This window comes from Victivallis vadensis, assembly GCF_003096415.1.
Taxonomy (GTDB): domain Bacteria; phylum Verrucomicrobiota; class Lentisphaeria; order Victivallales; family Victivallaceae; genus Victivallis; species Victivallis vadensis.
This window is the reverse complement of the sequence record NZ_QEKH01000038.1, coordinates 12,793-31,722: the sequence shown is the minus strand read 5'-3', so window position 1 is coordinate 31,722 and position 18,930 is coordinate 12,793. Positions and strand designations below refer to the sequence as shown.

10 protein-coding genes are annotated in these 18,930 nt (G+C 62.2%); 7 read left to right on the top strand and 3 right to left on the bottom strand.

The genetic code is table 11. The annotated features are described in order from the left end of the window. Nucleotides 1-3: 3 nt before the first annotated feature. The 3 genes from C8D82_RS17675 to recN are packed head-to-tail and all read left to right on the top strand — an operon-like array spanning nucleotide 4 to nucleotide 3,596. Nucleotides 4-1,137: a glycosyltransferase family 4 protein gene (locus C8D82_RS17675; RefSeq protein WP_116885616.1), complete on the top strand. Its 1,134-nt coding sequence runs from the start codon at nucleotides 4-6 to the stop codon at nucleotides 1,135-1,137. Further along, complete coding sequence (rfaP, locus tag C8D82_RS17670) at nucleotides 1,121-1,936, top strand: lipopolysaccharide core heptose(I) kinase RfaP (RefSeq protein WP_116885615.1); 816 nt, start codon at nucleotides 1,121-1,123, stop codon at nucleotides 1,934-1,936. The genes C8D82_RS17675 and rfaP overlap by 17 nt, the downstream gene beginning before the upstream one ends. A gap of 1 nt (nucleotide 1,937) precedes the next feature. Further along, the gene (gene recN, locus C8D82_RS17665) at nucleotides 1,938-3,596 is read left to right on the top strand and encodes a DNA repair protein RecN (RefSeq protein WP_116885614.1); all 1,659 of its coding nucleotides are present in this window, start codon (nucleotides 1,938-1,940) and stop codon (nucleotides 3,594-3,596) included. Here the strand turns inward: recN and C8D82_RS17660 are convergent. The 3 genes from C8D82_RS17660 to C8D82_RS17650 are packed head-to-tail and all read right to left on the bottom strand — an operon-like array spanning nucleotide 3,583 to nucleotide 9,379. Next, the gene (locus tag C8D82_RS17660; protein WP_116885613.1) at nucleotides 3,583-5,328 is read right to left on the bottom strand and encodes a hypothetical protein; all 1,746 of its coding nucleotides are present in this window, start codon (nucleotides 5,326-5,328) and stop codon (nucleotides 3,583-3,585) included. The two genes, recN and C8D82_RS17660, sit on opposite strands and share 14 nt — an antisense overlap. Further along, entirely contained in the window at nucleotides 5,325-7,313 is a 1,989-nt protein-coding gene (locus C8D82_RS17655; protein ID WP_133245275.1) for a hypothetical protein, read from the bottom strand. The genes C8D82_RS17660 and C8D82_RS17655 overlap by 4 nt, the downstream gene beginning before the upstream one ends. Beyond that, nucleotides 7,310-9,379 (bottom strand): hypothetical protein, encoded by a 2,070-nt coding sequence (locus tag C8D82_RS17650; protein ID WP_116885611.1) that lies wholly within the window; start codon nucleotides 9,377-9,379, stop codon nucleotides 7,310-7,312. The genes C8D82_RS17655 and C8D82_RS17650 overlap by 4 nt, the downstream gene beginning before the upstream one ends. Before the next feature lie 147 nt (nucleotides 9,380-9,526). On the opposite strand from C8D82_RS17650, the gene C8D82_RS17645 reads away from it, so the two are divergent. Genes C8D82_RS17645 through recD form a run of 4 tightly spaced genes read left to right on the top strand, consistent with a single transcriptional unit; the run spans nucleotide 9,527 to nucleotide 18,928 of the window. Beyond that, nucleotides 9,527-10,036, top strand: coding sequence for a DNA-deoxyinosine glycosylase (locus C8D82_RS17645; protein ID WP_116885610.1), 510 nt, complete (start codon nucleotides 9,527-9,529; stop codon nucleotides 10,034-10,036). Continuing rightward, on the top strand, nucleotides 10,033-13,320 hold the full coding sequence (recC, locus tag C8D82_RS17640; RefSeq protein WP_116885609.1) for an exodeoxyribonuclease V subunit gamma: 3,288 nt from the start codon (nucleotides 10,033-10,035) through the stop codon (nucleotides 13,318-13,320). Before C8D82_RS17645 ends, recC begins: the two co-directional genes overlap by 4 nt. Further along, nucleotides 13,317-17,024 carry an exodeoxyribonuclease V subunit beta gene (gene recB, locus C8D82_RS17635; protein ID WP_165833169.1) on the top strand — a complete coding sequence of 1,236 codons (3,708 nt, stop codon included), beginning with the start codon at nucleotides 13,317-13,319 and terminating at the stop codon, nucleotides 17,022-17,024. The genes recC and recB overlap by 4 nt, the downstream gene beginning before the upstream one ends. After that, a complete protein-coding gene (recD, locus tag C8D82_RS17630) occupies nucleotides 17,021-18,928 on the top strand; it encodes an exodeoxyribonuclease V subunit alpha (RefSeq protein WP_116885607.1) in 1,908 nt (635 codons plus the stop codon). The genes recB and recD overlap by 4 nt, the downstream gene beginning before the upstream one ends. Nucleotides 18,929-18,930: the final 2 nt, after the last annotated feature.

The following is an 18,930-nucleotide window of genomic DNA, read 5'->3' as shown; positions in this document are numbered from 1 at the left end:
TCCGTGAAACTCGCATTCGGCATTTTCAAATATTTCCCGCACGGGGGGCTCCAGCGCGATATGATGCGCATCGCCGCAGAAGCGGTGCGGCGCGGCCACCGGGTCACCGTTTACGCGATTTCGGCGGAAGGAGAGATCCCGGCCGGGGTAAAGCTCGAACTGCTGCCGGTTTCCGGCTGGAGCAACCACGGCCGTGCGAAGCGGTTCGCCGCCGCGCTCCGCCGGAAGTTCGAAGCAGAAAAGCCCGATCTCTTTTTCGCCTTCAACCGGATGCCCGGCGCCGACCTTTATTTCGCCGCCGACAACTGCTTCGCGCTCTCCGCGCAACGTCATCCGGCATTGGTGCGCAAACTGCTGCCGCGCTACCGGACCTTTCTCGCCTTCGAGGAGGCGATCTTCGCGCCGCAGGCGAAAACCGTGATCCTCTACCTGACGCCCGGCCAGTTACGCGACTTTCAACAAGTTTACCACACCCCCGCCGAACGGTTCCGGCTGCTGCCGCCGGGCATCCCCGCCGACCGCAGACGCCCGGAACATCCGGAGCCGGTCCGGGAAGCCAAGCGACGTGAATTCGGCATTTCCGCGGATGAAATTCTGCTGATTCAGGTCGGTTCCGGCTTCCGCACCAAAGGGGTGGACCGGTCGCTGCGCGCCGTGGCCGCATTGCCGGAAGAGCTGAAAAAACGCACCCGGCTGCTGGTCGCGGGACGCGACTCCGGCAATACCTGCCCTAAACTGGCCGCATCGCTCGGAATTTCAAACCGGGTGATCTTCGCGGGGGGGCGTGACGACGTCGGGGCGCTGCTGCTGGCGGCGGACCTGCTGATCCACCCGGCCCGCAACGAGGCGACCGGCACCGTGCTGATCGAGGCACTTGCCGCCGGGACTCCGGTGATGGCGACCGCCAACTGCGGTTTCGCGAACTACGTCGCCGAATCGGGCGGCATCGTGATTCCGGCCGATCCGTTCGAGCAGGAAACATTCGACCGGGAGCTGGCGGCGGCGCTTTCCACTCCCGGCCGGCTGGAACAATTGAAACAACTTGCAATCGACTACGGGGCCAAAGCCGACTTCTACCGCCGCGCCGAAGCCGCCGTCGACTATATCGAGGAGGCCGCCCATGCCGGTAACCGTTAAACTGGACCCGTTTTTCACACAGCTCTGGCAGGGGCGCGATCCGTTTGCAGAGGTCGAGAAGATTGAGGGCGAGGTGTTCCGCCATGTGAAAACCCGTCGCACTTTCCGCTTCGAACTGGAGGGACGCGGCTATTTTGCGAAAATCCACCACGGCGTCGGCTGGAAGGAAATTTTCAAGAACTGGCTTCAATTCAAGCAGCCGGTGCTGGGCGCGCGCAACGAGTTTGCGGCGCTGAACCTGCTGCACGAACTGGGCGTGGACACCATGACGCCGTGCGCCTTCGGCGAACGCGGTTCCGACCCGGCCCGGCTGGACTCCTTCCTGATCACCGCCGAGCTCAAAAACATGACCAGCCTCGAAGATTTCTGCCGCGACTGGCCGCAGCGTCCGCCTGCCTTCCGGCTCAAGCTCGGATTGCTGACCCGTCTGGCGACGATGGCGCGCACCATGCACCGCAACGGGATGAACCACCGCGACTGCTATTTGTGCCACTTCCTCGCCGACAACGCGACACTCGGCGAAGAGCTGCCGCACCTCTACGTAATCGACCTGCACCGGGCCGAAATCCGGCAGGAGGTGCCGTTCCGCTATCTGGTCAAGGATGTGGCGGGGCTGTTTTTTTCCGCGATGGACACCGGGATCTCCCGGCGAGACCTGTTCCGCTTCATGAAGATTTACGCGGGTGTTCCGCACCTTCGCGACACCCTGAACCGCGACCGCGCCTTCTGGCTTGCGGTCGACCGCGCCGCCCGCAAGCTCTACAACAAGGAGTTCGGCAAGGCCGCGCCGGAGTTTTAAGATGCTCAGCTTCATTAAAATCAGCAACTACGCCCTGATCGAACGGGCCGAACTCGAATTCGGCCCCGGCTTCAACGTCGTCACCGGCGAATCCGGCGCGGGCAAATCGATTCTGATGGGAGCGGTCGAGCTGCTGCTCGGCGGCCGGGTGGACCGTTCGGTGGTCCGGACCGGAGCCGACCGCTGCGAGGTGACCGGCTGCTTCGATGTCCCCCCGCATCTGGTCAAAGTGATTGCCGGACTGCTCATGGAGGCGGGGATCCCTTTCGATCCGGCCCAGCCGGAGTTGCAGCTGCGCCGGGTGATCGGCGCAAGTTCGGTGCGCAACTTCATCAACGACACTCCGGTCAGCGCCCGGCTGCTCGGCTCCATCGGCGAACAGTTGATCGACCTGCACGGGGCCAATGAGCAGCTTTCGCTGCTGGTGCCGGCCCGCCAGCTCGACATGCTCGACCGTTACGCGGGCACCGATGAACCGCGCGCACTGTGCGCGAAGCTCTGTGACGACCTTGCGGCGCTGCGCGCGGAACGCGACGAATTCAACCGCAACCTCCCTGATGAAGCCGAAGTAAGCCGCCTGGAACTGCTGCTTGAGGATATCGACAAGATCGATCCCGCTCCCGGCGAAGATGAGGAGCTTTCCGCCAAGCACAAGCTCGGTTCCAATTCCCGGCAGGTGCTCGAAACCGCCGGATACCTGACCAACGCGCTGACCGAAAGCGAAAACTCTCTGGCCGACCAGCTCGGTTCCGTATACCGCCAACTGCTGAACCTGTCGCGGATCGACGAGAAACTGACCGAAAAACTGCTGCTTGACTGCGATACGATTCAGGAGTCGATCAATGCGCTCTCCTCCGACATCAGCGATCTTGCGTCCCGGGTCGACCTCGACGCCGAGGCGCTCGCCGCGATCGAAAACCGCCTGAGCGACATCTTCACATTGAAGCGGCGCTACGGCCCCTCGCTCGAACAGGTGCTCGACGCCCGCGACGAGGCCCGGAAGCGGCTGAAAGACTTCACCGATGCGCGCAAACACCGCGAGGAGTTCGACCAGCGGGAAAAAGAGCTGGAAGCGGAGCTGAAAACCGCAGCGGAAACGCTGTCGAAACTCCGCAGAAAAGCCGCTGAAAAGTTCGCCCGCGAAGTTCAGGGCAAACTCGGCGCGATCGGTTTTGCCAGATGTATCCTGGCGGTCGATTTCTCGGAAATACCGCCCTGCCCTTCCGGCATGGACAGGATCGAATTCATGTTCTCCGCCAACGCGGGCGAGAACAGCCAGCCGCTGCGCCGCATCGCCTCCAGCGGCGAGCTGTCACGCCTGATGCTGGCGCTGAAAACCGTGCTGGCCGACGCCGACGCGATCCCGGTGGTGGTCTTCGACGAGATCGACTCCAACATCGGCGGCGAAACCGCCAACCGGGTCGGCGACGAGCTGAAAAATCTGGGCCGCCACCGGCAGATCCTGTGCATTTCGCATCAGGCGCAGGTCGCCGCGCGCGCCGACCGCCACTACTGCGTGGTCAAGCACACCGAAAAGGGGCGCACCTACTCCGAAAGCATCCGCCTCGACGAAAACGGCCGTGAACTTGAAATCGCCCGGATGCTCGGCGGCGGCGAATCCGCGCTGATCCACGCCCGCAGCATCCTCACCGCCCGCTGAACGGCGGCAGTTCAGCGGCAGTCAGCTCGCGCACAGCCCGGCAGCGGGCCGCAAGCCGGAGAAATCTCTCCTTGACGGTTTCTCCGGGCGTCAGGGACATTCCGCTGTAAACATACGTTCCGCCCCGCACTCTTTCCGCCGATACCTCCCGCAGATCGGAAACGTTGTACAGTTGCAGCATCATCGTCCGATCCACCGTCAGATACCACCAGAGCTGCGGAAGAAAGAATTTCAACGTCCGGTACGGCAACGGCCGGTACTCACCGGCAGCCCCCGATATCATTCCGCCCTCTCCGGTGAACATATCAAACAGATCCAGAGCGATGACGGCTTCCGCAAATAATTGGCGTTCCTCCATCACGGTAATCAAGGTTTCCATCTTCCGCAGTTCCACCGCCCACCGCCGGAGCTGTTCCGCCGGGCAGAGGCCGGACTTCAACAGCAGTTCCATCGCATCCAACCGGTGCTGTCCGCAGGTAATCCATGCGTTGCCGTAGGCGGGGCCTGCCACATTTTCCAGATGGCGGCATACATTCCGCATGGTTTCACAGGAGTACAGCGCCTCCTGCGCCTTTCCCTCCTCCGCTGCCGACTGAATCCGCAGGAAAGCCAGTCTGCTGTAAGTGTACAAAGTCCCAAGATCATTATATTCAGCCCCGACTTCGGCTTTTCTGAACTCCAGTTTTTCCAGAGGGATGGCACCGGCAAATGTCTGTTCCCATCTGGTCCAGTCGGAAGAGCTGAAAATTTTTCTGAGCCTCTCCTTTTTTTCCGTAGGCAAAGTTTCCGGACGTGCCGACCGGCCGAAACCCCATTCAAGCTCCGCGCTGATCCGCTTTTCCATTGCCTTGATCTGTTTCCAATATCCGGGATCGGGCTGACGTCCCCGGTAAAAGCCCGTTTTCAGCGATGCAGCAGTCGGCGGCCTGCCGAACCGCAGTTCCAACGCCTGCCGCGCCTGCGCCTCCCCCTTTTCCGCATACAGCATCATTCCCGCCGAAAACAGCCAGCAGCCGAACGCCGCACTCCACAGCATCCATATTCCTCTGCCGAACATGCAACGCACTTCCACCTGATCCAGTTTCGCCCACAATACAGCGGTCAGGAAATATCCGCCCGCCGGGAACAGCAGCCCGGCCAACCCGAACAGACTCCAGCCATATCCGTAAATCGGCCAGAAACGCTGGATGCCGAACCAATGGAAAACGTCCGGTTCATCAGGGCCATGCAAGCACATTTCCTGAAATCCGCCAGTCTGTATAATGAAATCCCAGATGCAATACAAAATCACTCCCCCGGACAGCCAGCACAGGAAATTGCCGATGATCAACGCAATATTTTTCCTGTCAAAACTTTCCGTTGCCGCCAGCGGCAGGATCAGCCCCAAAAACAGAATCGAACTTCCCGCCGCTGTTTCCACTTTTCCCGGCAGCAGAGCGACCAGCAGGAACAACGGTGTCAGCAGCCATACGCACCAGCGGATCAGAAACACATTGCTTTTGCCGCAAAACCGCTGATAAAACGCCAGAATCAGGTAAAGAAGCAAAAACGTCAGCCCGCAGCCTGACCAGAAAAGGAGCTGCGGAACCACTCCGCCACACCAGCCGGCCATCTTCCAGACCGGTACTCCCAGCGCAAACAGCCACGATATGCCGGAAAAAACCACATATCCGCCAACCGCCCACAGCGTCACCCCCAGAAAAACCGCCGGAGCCGATACCCGCCACTTCATTCCCCGATCCTCACAATCGCCCGGATATCATCACACTGTCTGCGGACAGCTTCATCGTAACCGCCCAAGCCATCCTCGTCAATTCCGTTGGGACCGACGCTCCATACCTGCGTTCCTGCACGGTAAAGCAACGGTTTGCCGCTGAAAGGGTCAATCGGCATCGGCTCAAGTTTCTCCGGCCAGGCTCCATTCTCCCGCCTGCTCAGTTCGGCGGCAATCAGCGCCCGCATGGCCCGGCAGCGCGCCTTGAGCATCAGGAACCGGTTGCCGTATCCGTTTGTCCCCGGCAGTACGATACTGCAAATCACATAGGGCTTTCGTTCCAGCTCCTTCTCCGGCACATCCCGCAGTCCCGGAACGTTATATGCCTGCAGCAAAGTCCGCCGGTCCGCTGCGCAATACCACCACAACTGTGGGAAAAGGAACCGCAATTTTCCCGGTTGCGCCACTCGATATGAAAACGATCCGGCTTTCACTGTTTCACGAGTTGCCTCCGTTTCCAGAGCATCCAATATAAAAACCACGTCGGCATAGAACGCTTCCTCCTCTATTTCATCGATCTTCTTCTCCGAAGCCGCCAACTTTTCCCCCTCCTGCCGCAACCAGCCGGAAGAACACAAACCGGATTCCAGCAACAACTCCAAAGCATCCAGCCGTTTTTCCTCGCCACTGATCCATCCCACACCGGATATCCAGTTCACAATACCGACAGTATTGCAGTTTTCCATTCTCCGGTAAATTGCAAGCGCCGATTCACCATCCTGTTCCGCCAGCGCCGACCGGAGCCGCCATAAGCCCCAGAGCAGATAAGACTGGATGATTTCTCCGCAGCAATCTTCAAATTGCACTGCCTCCTCTTCTGAGAGCCGCCGCTCCCCCCGGAGCAGGACTCCGCCGAATGCCCGGTCCAGTTCCTGCAACGGTTTCTCACAGAAGCCGAATCCCTCCCTGAGCCGTTCCAACTCCTCCGAATGCAGTTGAAACCAGCGCGGACTCCGGTTGCAGAACTCCTCCAGCGGCCCGGCAGTCTGCCGGGCGACCTCCTCCCGCGCCATCGCCAGTCTGCTCCAGAATTCCGGATCGGGAGAACCGCTCCGGCAATACCTTTCCCGCAACCCGGCCGAGGTCAGCGGATATCCGAACCGCCGTTCCAATGCCGTTTTGTCCCGTTCGCTCTCCTGTGAAGCCCATAAAGCCAACAGCAGAGAAAACACAAAGCAGGACAGCGCCATTCCCCACGGCACCACCACCTTTTTTCCGAACATCCGGCGCAACTTCACCCCTTCCGCTTCCGCCCAAATCACCGCAGTAAATCCATAACCGGCCAAGAGCAGCAGGAGTCCGGCCAGCAGCAGCCACGCCCATCCGGAACCGGAAAGCCGCAGAAAACCTGCGGCAGCCTGATCGATTTCAATGAAAGTCCCAAGTTTCTGCCGGACTTCAACCGCTTCCCAAACCCATCCTCCCCGGAGCAACAATCCGGTCCACACGATACCGACCAGAAACATGCCTCCGCTCCAGCACAGGAAATTGCCGCAGACCAGACCAACGCTCCGGCGGTTCAACTCTTTCTGAATCAACAACGGAAACACCAGTGTCACCAAACAGCGGGCCAGCCAGATCACTGTCGGTTCAACAGTACTCCAGTTTTCCGCCGCCGTCAACAGCACAAGCAGCACTCCTGTCCCCCACGCCACACACCACCGCATCAGCCAACCGGAACAGACCTGTTGCGCAATCCTGTGAAAAAACAGCAGCATCGCCCCGACTGCCCCCAGGCCGGTAATGATCCAACACCAGTACGGAACTGCCAACAACAGCCGCAAATCATCACAGTCCAGCAGAAAGTCGAGCCACCCCGGCACCAGCAGAAACAGAAACAACGAATAGACGATATACCATCCCAATCCCCAGAGAGTCAGCAGGAAAAAAGCCGCCGGAGCCGATACCCGCCACTGAGTCAACCTTGTCAACCATCGCTTCATTTTCCGATCCTCACAATCGCCCGGATATCATCACACTGTCTGCGGGCAGCTTCATCGTAACCGCCCAAGCCATCCTCGTCAATTCCGTTGGGACCGATGCTCCATACCTGTACGGCGGGGACTTTACGATACTGCATTTCATAACCGGAATATCCGGCAGCGTCAGCCGGGGCCGCCCGCCGGCTTGATTCCAGAACGGGACAATCACCGATCCGGTATCGCAACGTTTTTTCACCAAAGGGGTCAAGCGGCATCGGCTCGATTTTCTCCGGATAAACGCCGGTTTCACGTTTATGAAGCTCTGCCGCCGCCAATATTTCCATCGCCCGGTAACGAGCCTGCAATACGGCAAACCTCTTTCTGATGAAATCCCCTACGACGACCGCCCGCCCGGTGAACATGTACGGCTTTCCAATCACCTCCACTCCCCGCATATTTCGGAAAGCCGGGACATCGCACATCCGCATCAGTTCCATCCGGTCCGCAGAGCAATACCACCGGAACTGCGGGAAGAAAAATCTCAAAGCCCGCGGACAAAGCGGCAGATAAGAGAGTTGCGTCACCGGCGGTATCCCGGTATGTGCCGCCGAATCCATTGCATCCAGTTCCCCGGCCACATACGCAAAAAATCCCTGTTCCTCAGCAACAATGCTACGCGCCCTCAGCTCCTGCAGTTCCTCAGCCTCCTGTTCCAGCCAATCGGCGGAACCTGTCCCCGCTTCCAACAGCAGTTCCAACGCATCCAGTCGAAGCGCTTCGCATCGAAACCGGACCAGCGGGTAAATAACATTCGGCGCCTTTTCAAGATATCGGCAGCCGTTTTTCATGGAACGATAACACTGCAATGCCCCTTCCCGATCCCCGCCTGCCGGAGTACTTGCAATTCTCCACAGTGCCAGACTACAAAAGGCACGAATCAATTCCGGGGCGGCCGAGGACTCATTGCATAGTACAGATGTTTGAAAATTCAGCGCTTCCGCCGGAAGCTCTCCGGAAAACAACCGCACCCACTCGTTCCATGCCTCTGAAGCGGCGAAATTGCTGCTGAGCTTCTTTAATTCTTCCGGCGACAGCCGGAACCAACGCGGTTCCGGTATAAAATACCACGGTTCCCTGTCATCCTGAATCAACTGGCGGGCCACACCTGCCAACCTTTTCACACGATTCCAGAACTCCGGATCAGGAATGTTATCCCGGTAAAACTCCCGCTTCAGTGTCACCACCGTCGGCGGCCTGCCGAACCGCTTTTCCAACGCCAGCCATGCCGCTTCCGCCTGCCGTGCAGAATACGCCGCCATTCCCAGCGAGAACAGCCAGCAGAAAGCCACCGCTCCCCACAATGTCAATACACCTTTCCCGAACAACCGCCGCATGTTCACCCGATCCGCCCCCGCCCAAAGCGCAGCACTCGCCAGATACCCGCCCTGCAGCAACAGCAGCCCGGCCAGGAAGAACCAACCCCAGCCGCCGCCGGAAATCCGTAAAAAATCCCGGATACCGAAGCAGAATGCCGCCGGATACCGGTAACAGACGCTCATCCTGCTTATGAAACCGAAATCTGTGGCGGAAAGGGCAAAATCTCCGGTCACCGCCAGAACCAGAATCCCCCCGCTCCATCCCAGAAAATTACAGCAGACCAGAGCAATGTGCTTCCAATCCGGCCGTCCGGGCGCCGCCAACGGCAGAACCACAGTAAGGAATACAAGCGCCACTCCTGCCATCCCCGGCCCGGACTCCGCCAGCCATGCGCCCCCCTCCGCAAGCAGAAACAGCAGCGAAGCCCAGACCACATACCACCGCATCAGAAGCCCGACATGACTTTCGCGGCACTTCTGATGGAAAAACAGCCCCAGCAGACACAGGAAGCAGAACACCGTTCCAGCGCCCCCAAAAATCAAAAGCAGTGGAGCTGCTTCAAAATCACCGGAAAAGGCCCGGTCAACCGGTATCCCCCATGCGCAAAGCGCCACGGCGGCGGAACCGACAATATAAGCGCCCGTCCCCGACAGCGTCAACAGAAAAAACAACGTCTGTGCCGTAACTTTCCACTGCCCGGTTTTCACCATGTCGCCCTCTGGCCGTTTTCCTGATTTTCCCCCTGCTGTTTGCATTCTACCATCCGTCGCCTGTTTTTTCAACCGGAAACCGGGGAAAAACGTTGAAAAAAATCCCCTTTGACTGTATGTTACCGTGTTAAGCAAAGCAGGAGCCAAATGGAAGAGACCAAACATTCGTTTCCGCCGGCGGCGGCGCCCGATGCGGAGCTGCTGTTTCTCGGTTCGCTGCCGGGCGACGAATCGCTGCGGCAGGCGCAGTATTATGCGCATCCGCGCAACGCGTTCTGGCGGATCATGGGCGAGCTGTTCGGCTTCGATCACCTCCTTCCCTACGGGGAACGGCTTGCCGAACTCCGGCGAAACCGCGTGGCGCTGTGGGATGTGGTCGGCTCCGGCGTGCGGCCCGGCAGCCTCGACACCGCAATCCGCGAACACCGCCCCAACGACATTCCCGGACTCCTCGCGCGATGTCCCGGCATTCGCGCGATCGGCTGCAACGGTTCGACTTCGCACAAGCTCCTGAAGCGGCACTATCCCGAACTTTTCGGGCGCACCGGACTGACGATCCTCGCGCTTCCCTCCACCAGCCCGGCGGCGGCGCGGCTCCGCTATGAAGAGAAGCTCGCCGCTTTCCGCGAAATGCTCCGCTTCCGGGAGACGCAATGAACTTCAACCTCTACTCCAGCAACAAACTTGAGGATCTCGCCGCAATCTTCCGCCGGATGATCTTCGACCGCCCCGGTCCCGATCCTTTCGTGCCGGAAACCGTGGTGGTGCAGACACAGGGCATGGCCACCTGGCTGGAGCAGGAGATGGCGCGCGACGGCTCGATCATGGCCAACTTCGACATGCCGTTCCTGCAGAGTTTCATTTTAAAGACCATGCGGCAACTGCTGCCGCGCGAGGAGCTGGAGGCGTTCAACCGGGAGTGCCGCATCTTTTCGCCGGAGGTCGCCGCGTGGCGGATCTTCCGGCTGCTCGGAGAATCCGCCGGACGCTGGCCGGAATTGGATCGCTATCTCACCGGCTCCGAACCGGTCCGCAAGCGGCGGCAGCTCGCCGGGCGCATCGCCGATCTGTTCGACCAGTACCAGGTCTACCGCGGCGACCTGCTCGAAGCGTGGCGGCGCGGCGAAGAACCGGGGCGTTATGTGTGGCAGCAGCAGTTGTACCGGGAAATCGCGAAAGGGTTCACCGGTCCCTACGGCTGGTTCCGCAAATTCTTCGAGCGGGTGCCGGAGCGCGATCTGTGGAGCCGCGTGCCGGTGCGGATCAGCGTGTTCGGGGTCGGCACCATGCCGCCGCTCTATCTGAATTTCCTGCGGCACCTCTCCGCGATCACCGAGGTCAATCTTTTCTATCTGAACCCCTGCCGCGAATTCTGGGACACCTATGAGAAGCGTTTCCGCGACCGTCTCGCCGACAAGAACAGCGGCGTCTTTGAAAACACCGATGTGGAGAATCCGCTGCTCACCAGCCTCGGCGCGCAGGGGCGGAGCTTCTTCGCGCAGACGCTGGAGCTGCCGGAGCTGGCCCGGGTGCGCTCGGCCGAACTCTTCCGCAGTTTCGTGCCGGAGAAAAGCGAATCGCTCGCCTACCCCGGCGCGACCATGCTCCAGACCATTCAGGAGGATATCCTGCGGATGCGACGGCGCGGTCCGGACGGGGACGATGTCGAAGTCGGCCGCACCCGCAAAATCGACTACCGGCGCGACCGCTCGATCCGGGTCCACAGCTGCCACACCATCCGGCGCGAACTTGAAGTGCTGAAAGATGAGTTGATCCGCCTGTTCGACGAAAGCAACGGCGCCGTCCAGCCGCGCGACGTGATCGTGATGGCTCCCGACATCAACGCCTATGAACCGTACATCCGGGCGGTGTTCAACGACGAAACCTTTGAAGGGCGTTACGGCATCTCCGACCGCAGCCTGCGGCAGGAGAGCCTGATCGCGGAAACTTTCCTGCAGCTGCTGCGGCAGGCTTCCGGGCGGTTCGAAGCCTCCGAAATCCTTTCATTGCTCGACACGCCCGCCCTGCGGCAGAAGTTCCGCATCGCCGACGCGGAGATGGAAACCTTGCGCGAACTGGTCGGGCAAAGCGCGATCCGCTGGGGCTACGACGCGGCGGCGCGGCGGCGTTTCTGCGACTTTGAATTCGGGGAATTCAGCTGGCGCTGCGGCTTCGACCGGCTGCTGCTCGGTTTTGCGATGACCGCCCCGGAGGACCAACTGGTCAACGGGGAGTACCTGCCATGCGGCAATGCCGAGGGGAGCGATGCGGAACTGCTCGGACGGTTCGTGTCGTTTGTAAGCTCGCTTGCGGAACTCGGCGAACGCACCGGCAACGCCCACTCCGCCGAAGCGTGGGCGCAACTCTTTCACAATGCCGTGGATACCTTCTTCCGCCCTGACAAGGAGTCGCTGCCGGAAATCACCGCATTGCGCGGCACGATCGACGCCTTTGCGGCGGCGGCTCGCGACGGGAACTGCGATGAACCGCTTCCCCTCGAGGCTGTGACCGACCAGTTGTCCGACAGTTTCAGCCTCGTACAGAACAATATGCCCTTCCTGCGCGGCGGGATCACCTTCTGCTCGATGGTGCCGCTGCGGAGCATCCCGATGCAGGCGGTCGCGCTGCTTGGCCTCAACGAGGGGGAGTTCCCGCGAAGGGATATCCGGCTCGGCTTCAACATCATGAGCGACCGGCGGCTCGGCGACCGCTCGCGCCAGATGGAGGACCGCTATCTGTTCCTCGAAGCCCTGTTGGCGGCGCGCCGCACTCTGATGCTGTTCTACCACGGCAGCGATCCCCTGACCCTTGAGGAACGGCCTCCGGCGGTGCCGCTGGCCGACCTGATCGACGTATTGAAGGCGAGTTTCCGCGATTTTGAAGTGATCCGCCACTCCCTGCAAAGCTTCAATTTCCGCTATTTCGACCCGGCGAACGGCGCGGAGCTGCGCTGCTATTCGCCGGAATACTTCCGCGCCGCCCGTTCGCTGCACGGCTATCTGGCAGGCGGCGCGGAGCCGGAAAGCCGGCTCCCCTTCACCCTCCGGCCCGAACCGCTGCCGCCGGTGCTCGAACTTGCGGAACTGGAACGCGCATTCCTGAATCACCCGGAATACTTCCTGCGCAACCGTGTCGGCCTGAGTTTTCGCACCGACCGCTGCACGCCCGAAGACAAGGAACCGTTTACCCTCGACGGCTTAGGCAGTTATCAGGTGCGGGACCGGCTGCTCGACTGGCGGCTCTCCTCCGATGAAGGACCGTCAGGCGAGCTTGCCTACCGGCTGATGCTGGCGGGAGGACAGCTTCCACTCGGCAGCGCGGGCAGGAATGAATTTGAAACTGCCCGCCGCCAGGTCGCCGCGCTGACTCCGGAACAATACGCGCTGCTGACCGAACGCCATGCGGAACCCTTTGCGGTTGAAACGAATGGGATCACCGTAACCGGTTCGATGTTCCTGTCGCCGGACGGGACGACACAGCTTTTCGTGCATGGCTCCGGCTCCTCGCCGAAGCACCTTCTGCGGCTGCGGCTGCGCCATTTGCTGCTGACGGTGCGCAATGCCGGAAACATCCCGGCGCGCTCGCTCGGCTTCTTCATCAAGGACAGCGTAGAAGTCGTTGAACTTCCGGAATTTGAACCGGATGTTGCGGAAGCGGAACTGGGACGGCTGCTGGAACTTTTCCGCGACGGCCTGAGCCGTCCGCTGCCGCTGGCGGCTTACTTCTCCAGCGCCTGTTCGGCCAAGGATGAACCGGAGGCGAAACGCCGCGCGGCGCTGGCGAAGTTCGATCCCGGCCCCTTCGACTTCCCGCTGGACAACCTTGAAGGTTTCCATCGCTGTTTCCGGCCGGAGGATTTCAACGACGAGGCGTTCCTCGAACTGGTGTTCCGTTGCGCCGATCTGATTTATCCAAAACAGCCGCAGGAGGTTCTGCAGTGACGCCGGTACAGGAGCTTGATTCGCTGAACTGCCCGCTCCGGGGCCTCTTCCTGATCGAAGCGGCCGCCGGGACCGGCAAGACCTACAACATCCAGAATCTCGTGGTGCGCGCGGTGCTGGAGCGGGATATCCCGATTGAAAAACTGCTGGTGGTCACCTACACCCGCGCCGCGGCGGCCGAACTCGCCGGCCGCATCCGGCAGGTGCTCTCCGGCACGCTCGCCGCACTCGAAAAGAGATTGCCGCCCGAGTCGGGGCGCGAAGCGCAGCTCGTCGCTCGCGCCCTTGAAACGCTGACTTCTGAAGAGTGCCGGAAACGGCTGCGCACCGCGCTCTTCGACTTCGACGCCGCGACGGTCACGACCATCCACGGCTTCTGTCAGAAGGTGTTGCGCGAAAACGCCTTTGAAAGCGGCATCCTGTTCAGCCGAGAGCTGGACAACGACTGCGCCGAACTGCTCGAAAAACTCGCCGACGACCTCTACCGCCGGGAGTTCTACCCCGACGACGACGCCCGGCACAGCGCCCTGCGGCAGGCGCTGTTGCGTCAGGCCGGATACACGGCGGAACGTCTTGCCGAACTGGCGCTGCGGCGGATCGCCCGCCCCGATCTTGTGATCCGCTCCAACGCCGAAGCCGGAACCGATCCGGCGGCGGATCTCGAAGAACTGGCGGAGGGCTTCGGCGAACTGCGCCGGGAAGAGCTGCCGGAGTGTCTGGCCAATTTCCCTTATCTATTCAACAAGCCATTCAGCGGCAAGGATTTTGACCGGTTCATCGCGGCGTATGAGAAATTCCGGGCCGATGGTGTGCCGACCGGGGAGTTCCTGCAACTGCTCGCCGCTTTCACCCCGGAGGCGCTCACCGAAGCTCTCTGCGCGCGCAAAAAATCCGGCGCGCCGTCGCAGTTCGCCGCTCTGGAACAGCGGCAGGAGGCGCTTGCCGGAATACTCGAACAATCTGAATTGCAGCGTATTTTCCAGCTTGCCGAACTGGCGCCCCGGTTCGGCGACACGGTGCTGCTGGCGGCGGTCGAGGAACTGCTCGCCGCTTACGACCGCGCCAAGCAGCAGGCGAACCTGCAGACCTTCGACGATATGATCCGCGACGTGCACCGGGCGCTGATGGAGCCGGAAAGCCGGTTGCAGCGGAGCCTTCAGCAGCAGTATCCGCTGGGGATCGTGGATGAGTTTCAGGATACCGACCCGATCCAGTATGCGATCTTCAAAAAGATATTCATCGATCCGGCCGAACCCGGCGGCGCGGTGCCGGCGGCGACCCTCTTTCTGGTCGGCGATCCGCGGCAGGCGATCTACGGCTTCCGCGGCGGCGACATCGACACCTACAACCGCGCCGCGGACGACGTATTCCGTTACGGCGGAGCCAAATACACCTTGACCCGCAATTTCCGTTCGGCGGCGGGGATGATCGAAGCGGTCAATCTGCTGTTCAGCCGTCATGCGTCGCCCTTCGCGTCGGAGCGGATCACGCTGCCGGAGATTTCCGCTCCGGCCAAACCGGAACTGGGCAACCGCCCGGAATCCGCGCTGCTGGTCGCGGGACGCGAGGACCGCCGCCCGCTGCGGATCACCGACCTCCCCGACTCCGACGGCGACGCCTGCCTTGCGGCGGCGGTCGAAATCGCCAATGCGCTGCTCTGTGACGACACGCTGCATATTCCGCCGCGCAGCGACACTCCCGAACGGCGGCTGCGCCCCGGCGACATCGCGATTCTGGTCAAGAAGTGGAGCGAAGCCTACGCCCTGAAGCCGCTGCTGGCGGCGCGGATGATCCCGTCGGTCTTTTCCAACAGCGAAAGCGTCTACCGCAGCGACGAGGCGCGCGAACTCCTGACCGTGCTGGCGGCAATTGCCGCGCCGGAACGCAGCGGCGAAGTGCTGGCGGCGCTGGCGACCGGTCTGGGAGGGTGCGGCCTTGCCGAACTGCTGCGGCTCGGTTCGGAGGAGGGGAGCAACGAGCTTGCGGAGCATCAGACCGCTTTCGCCCGGCTGCGCCGGGAGTGGCGGCCGGAGACCTTTATCGTGATGTTTTCCGGCCTTCTCAAATACTTCGACATTCCCGCCCGGTTCGCGCGTCAGGAGGGCGGCGAGCGCAAGCTGGCCAACCTCCACCAGCTCGGCGACCTGCTCCAGCAGGAGAGCAGCCGCCGCAAGCTGAGCATCAATGCACTGCTGAATTTCCTTTCCGACGCGGTCGAAGGGCGGATCGACGACAGTTCCGACGAAGTCAAGCAGATTCTCGAAAGCGACCGCGACTCGGTGAAAATCACCACCGTCCACAGCAGCAAGGGGTTGGAGTACCCGGTGGTGATCCTGCCCTCGCTGTTCCGCTTCGCGACCGGAAGCCGTTCGCCGGGAGGCAACTTCCATGAGGACGGGCATCTGGTCTATGAACTGCACGCCGCAGGTTCAATGAACGAGCGCGAACACGATGAGGCGACAATGGAAAACCTCCGCCTCGCCTACGTCGCGCTGACCCGCGCCAAATACCGCTGTCACGTGCTGTGGGGCAAAGACGGTGCGAGCAGCTATTGCAATTCGCCGCTGGACTGGCTCGTCAAGTTCCGCGAGGCGACGCCGGAGGAAGCGGCCCATCCGACCCGGTTCCTGAAAATGCGAAAGGATGCGCCGCGGCTGCTGCCGGTGGAGCTTGAAGAGAAAACCCTGCCGGTTTCCACGCAGGTTTACCGCCCCGAACTCGACCGCAGCCGGCAGCTGGCGCCGTGGGAGTGGAATCATCGCGTGCTGCGCGACCACTACCGGATCGCCAGCTTTTCCTCGCTCTCCCCGGCGGCTTCCGGGCGGCTTGATCCCGCCGACGACGGCGCGGACCACGACGACAGCCAGCCCGAGGAACAGCTTCCCGCCCTGTCCGAAACCGCGCCGGAGAAGAATCCGGCCCTCGCGCTTCCGGGCGGCAAGGCCTTCGGCAATGCGGTGCATGAAATCCTTGAAGAGCTGGATTTTACCGCCCCTTTCGACACGCTCCGGGAGCTGGCGGCGCGCAAATTGCGCTTCTACGGACTCCTGGCCGGCGACGGTTCCGGCGCGGACCGCGAGCGGCTCGACGCGGTCGCCGCGATGGTCGAACGCACCCGCCGCGCCCCGCTGCACGACGCGCAGGGCGACGGCTTCACCCTGTCGCAGATCGGGCGCGCCGACCGCCTCTCGGAACTCAGGTTCCTGTTCGGCTTCGGGCGGAAATTCCGCACCGGCGAGATCGCGGAACTGCTCGGAGACTATGCGGAGCGGGAGTTCCGCTTCACCGACTGGCCGGAGTGGAACACCCCGGTGGACGGCGGCTTCCTGAACGGCTTTATCGATCTGGTTTTCCGCCGCCGCACCGCCTCCGGCGACCGCTACAGCCTCGTCGACTGGAAAACCAACCGGCTCGACGGCGAACCTGCCAACTTCACGCCCGCCCAGCTCCCGGCGGCGATGAGCCACAGCTATTACTTCCTGCAATACCTCTTCTATACGGTCGCGCTGGTCAAATTCCTGCGCCGCACCTTCGGGAAGTTCGATGCGGAGGATTACCGCGACCGCTTCGGCGGCGTCTACTACCTTTTTCTGCGCGGCATCCGGGCCGGACAGCCTCCCAACGGCGACGGCGTATTCTTCACCCGGCCCGATTTTGAACTCGTCACCGCGCTCGAAGCGTTGATCAGCCCGGAGGAATCATGAAACAGCCATTTGCCGAACGTTGCGCCGCCACCGGCGAATTTGAACCGATCGATCTGGCGTTCGCCGACTTCATGCTCCGTTTCGCCCGCGCGCCGGAGTGTGAGGAGCTTTATCTTGCGGCGCTGTTCGCCTCCCGCGCGGTCCGCCTGAGCCACAGTTGCTGCCCGCTGCGGGAGCTGGCCGGGATGCTGTTTCCGGAAACTCCCGCCGAGGGGCAGCGGCAGTTCCGGCTTCCCGGTTGCGATGCCTGGCTCGAACGGCTGTCCGCTCCCGCCCTCGCCGCCGCGGTCAGCCGTTATCCGGCCTGCCGCGACGCGGGCTTCCCGACTCCGCTGGCAATCGACGACGCCGGGCGGCTCTATCTGCAACGCTATCTGGTGTACGAGCTTCAGGTTGCGCAGGCGGTCATGCACCGCGCCCGCCGCCCGGAACATCCGCCGGAACTGCCCCCGGGAGCATTCGACGCACTTTTCATCAACTACCGCAACGGAGCGGCAGAAGACCGGCCCGATTTCCAGCGGCTGGCGGCGCTGGCGGCGGCAAGCCGGGACTTCACGGTGATTTCAGGCGGCCCCGGCACCGGCAAGACCACGGTGGTCGCGGCGCTGCTCGCGCTGGAATTCGCCCGCGCCCCCGAACTCCGGGTCGCGCTGTGCGCCCCGACCGGCAAGGCGCAGGCCCGCCTCGGCGAGGCGCTGCGCGAGGACGGCCTCAAAATCGGCACGGCCGAAGCGATACGCCGCCGGATTCTGGAGCTTGCCCCCTCGACCATCGACCGGCTGATCGGTTCCGCGCCATTGACGCACCGGACGAAATACCACGCCGGGAATCCGCTCCCCTTCGACCTCGTGATCGTCGATGAAAGTTCGATGGTGTCGCTGCCGCTGATGGCGCGGCTGATGCAGGCCCTCGCACCCGAAACCCGGCTGATCCTGCTCGGCGACCCGAACCAGCTCGCCTCGGTCGAATCCGGCGCGGTGCTGGCCGACATCTGCGACTCCGGGAAGCGCAACGCCTTTTCCGGCGCGATCCGCGAAGCCTATCTGCGGCAGTCGCCCGGCGTCTTTCTTGCGGAACCGGACGACGCGCGGCCGCTCACCGGGGCGCTTGCGGAGCTGACCCACAACTTCCGTTTCGACACCGCGCCCGCAATCGGCGAAGTCAGCTCCGCGATCAAACTGCTTCAGGACGGCGCGACGCCGGAAAAAATCGAGGGATTGACCGACTTCATTCACCATCAGCAGAATGATGATTTCCGCACCATCGCCGTCACGCGCGACCAGCTCTCCGCCCGGCTCAGGCAGGAACTGGCGCGCGAGCTGCCCGGCAAACGCGGCTGTTTCCTCCGCCTCGCGGAGCTGGCCGAAGCCGGAACCGCCGAAGCACTCACGGAGGCGTTCGGGTTGTTGAACGCCTTCAAGGTGCTGGCCGCCGTCCGGCGCGGCCCTTTCGGCGTGGAGGAACTGAACCGGCTCATCCGCGAACTCTTTCACTGGAAAAGCGACGACACGCCCGGCATGCCCGTGATGATCCTCGCCAACGACCGGCTGACCGGCCTCAGCAACGGCGACATCGGACTCTTCTGGAAAGACCTCGCCGGAAGCGGCGCGATCCGGATCTATTTCCCCGGCTTCGAGCGCAGTTTCCTCGCCGCCGAACTCCCGGAGCATGAACCGGTTTTCGCGATGACCATCCACAAGTCACAGGGCTCCGGGTTCAGCCGGGCGCTGCTGGTGCTGCCGGACGGCGATTCACCGGTTCTGACCCGCGAACTCCTGTACACCGGCATCACCCGCGCCTCAAAGGAGGTGGTGCTCTGGAGCACGCCCGCCGTCACGCGCCTGATGCTGGAGCGCCGCACCCGCCGCGCCTCCGGCCTGCAGGCCCGCCTCGCCGAAGCGTAGGA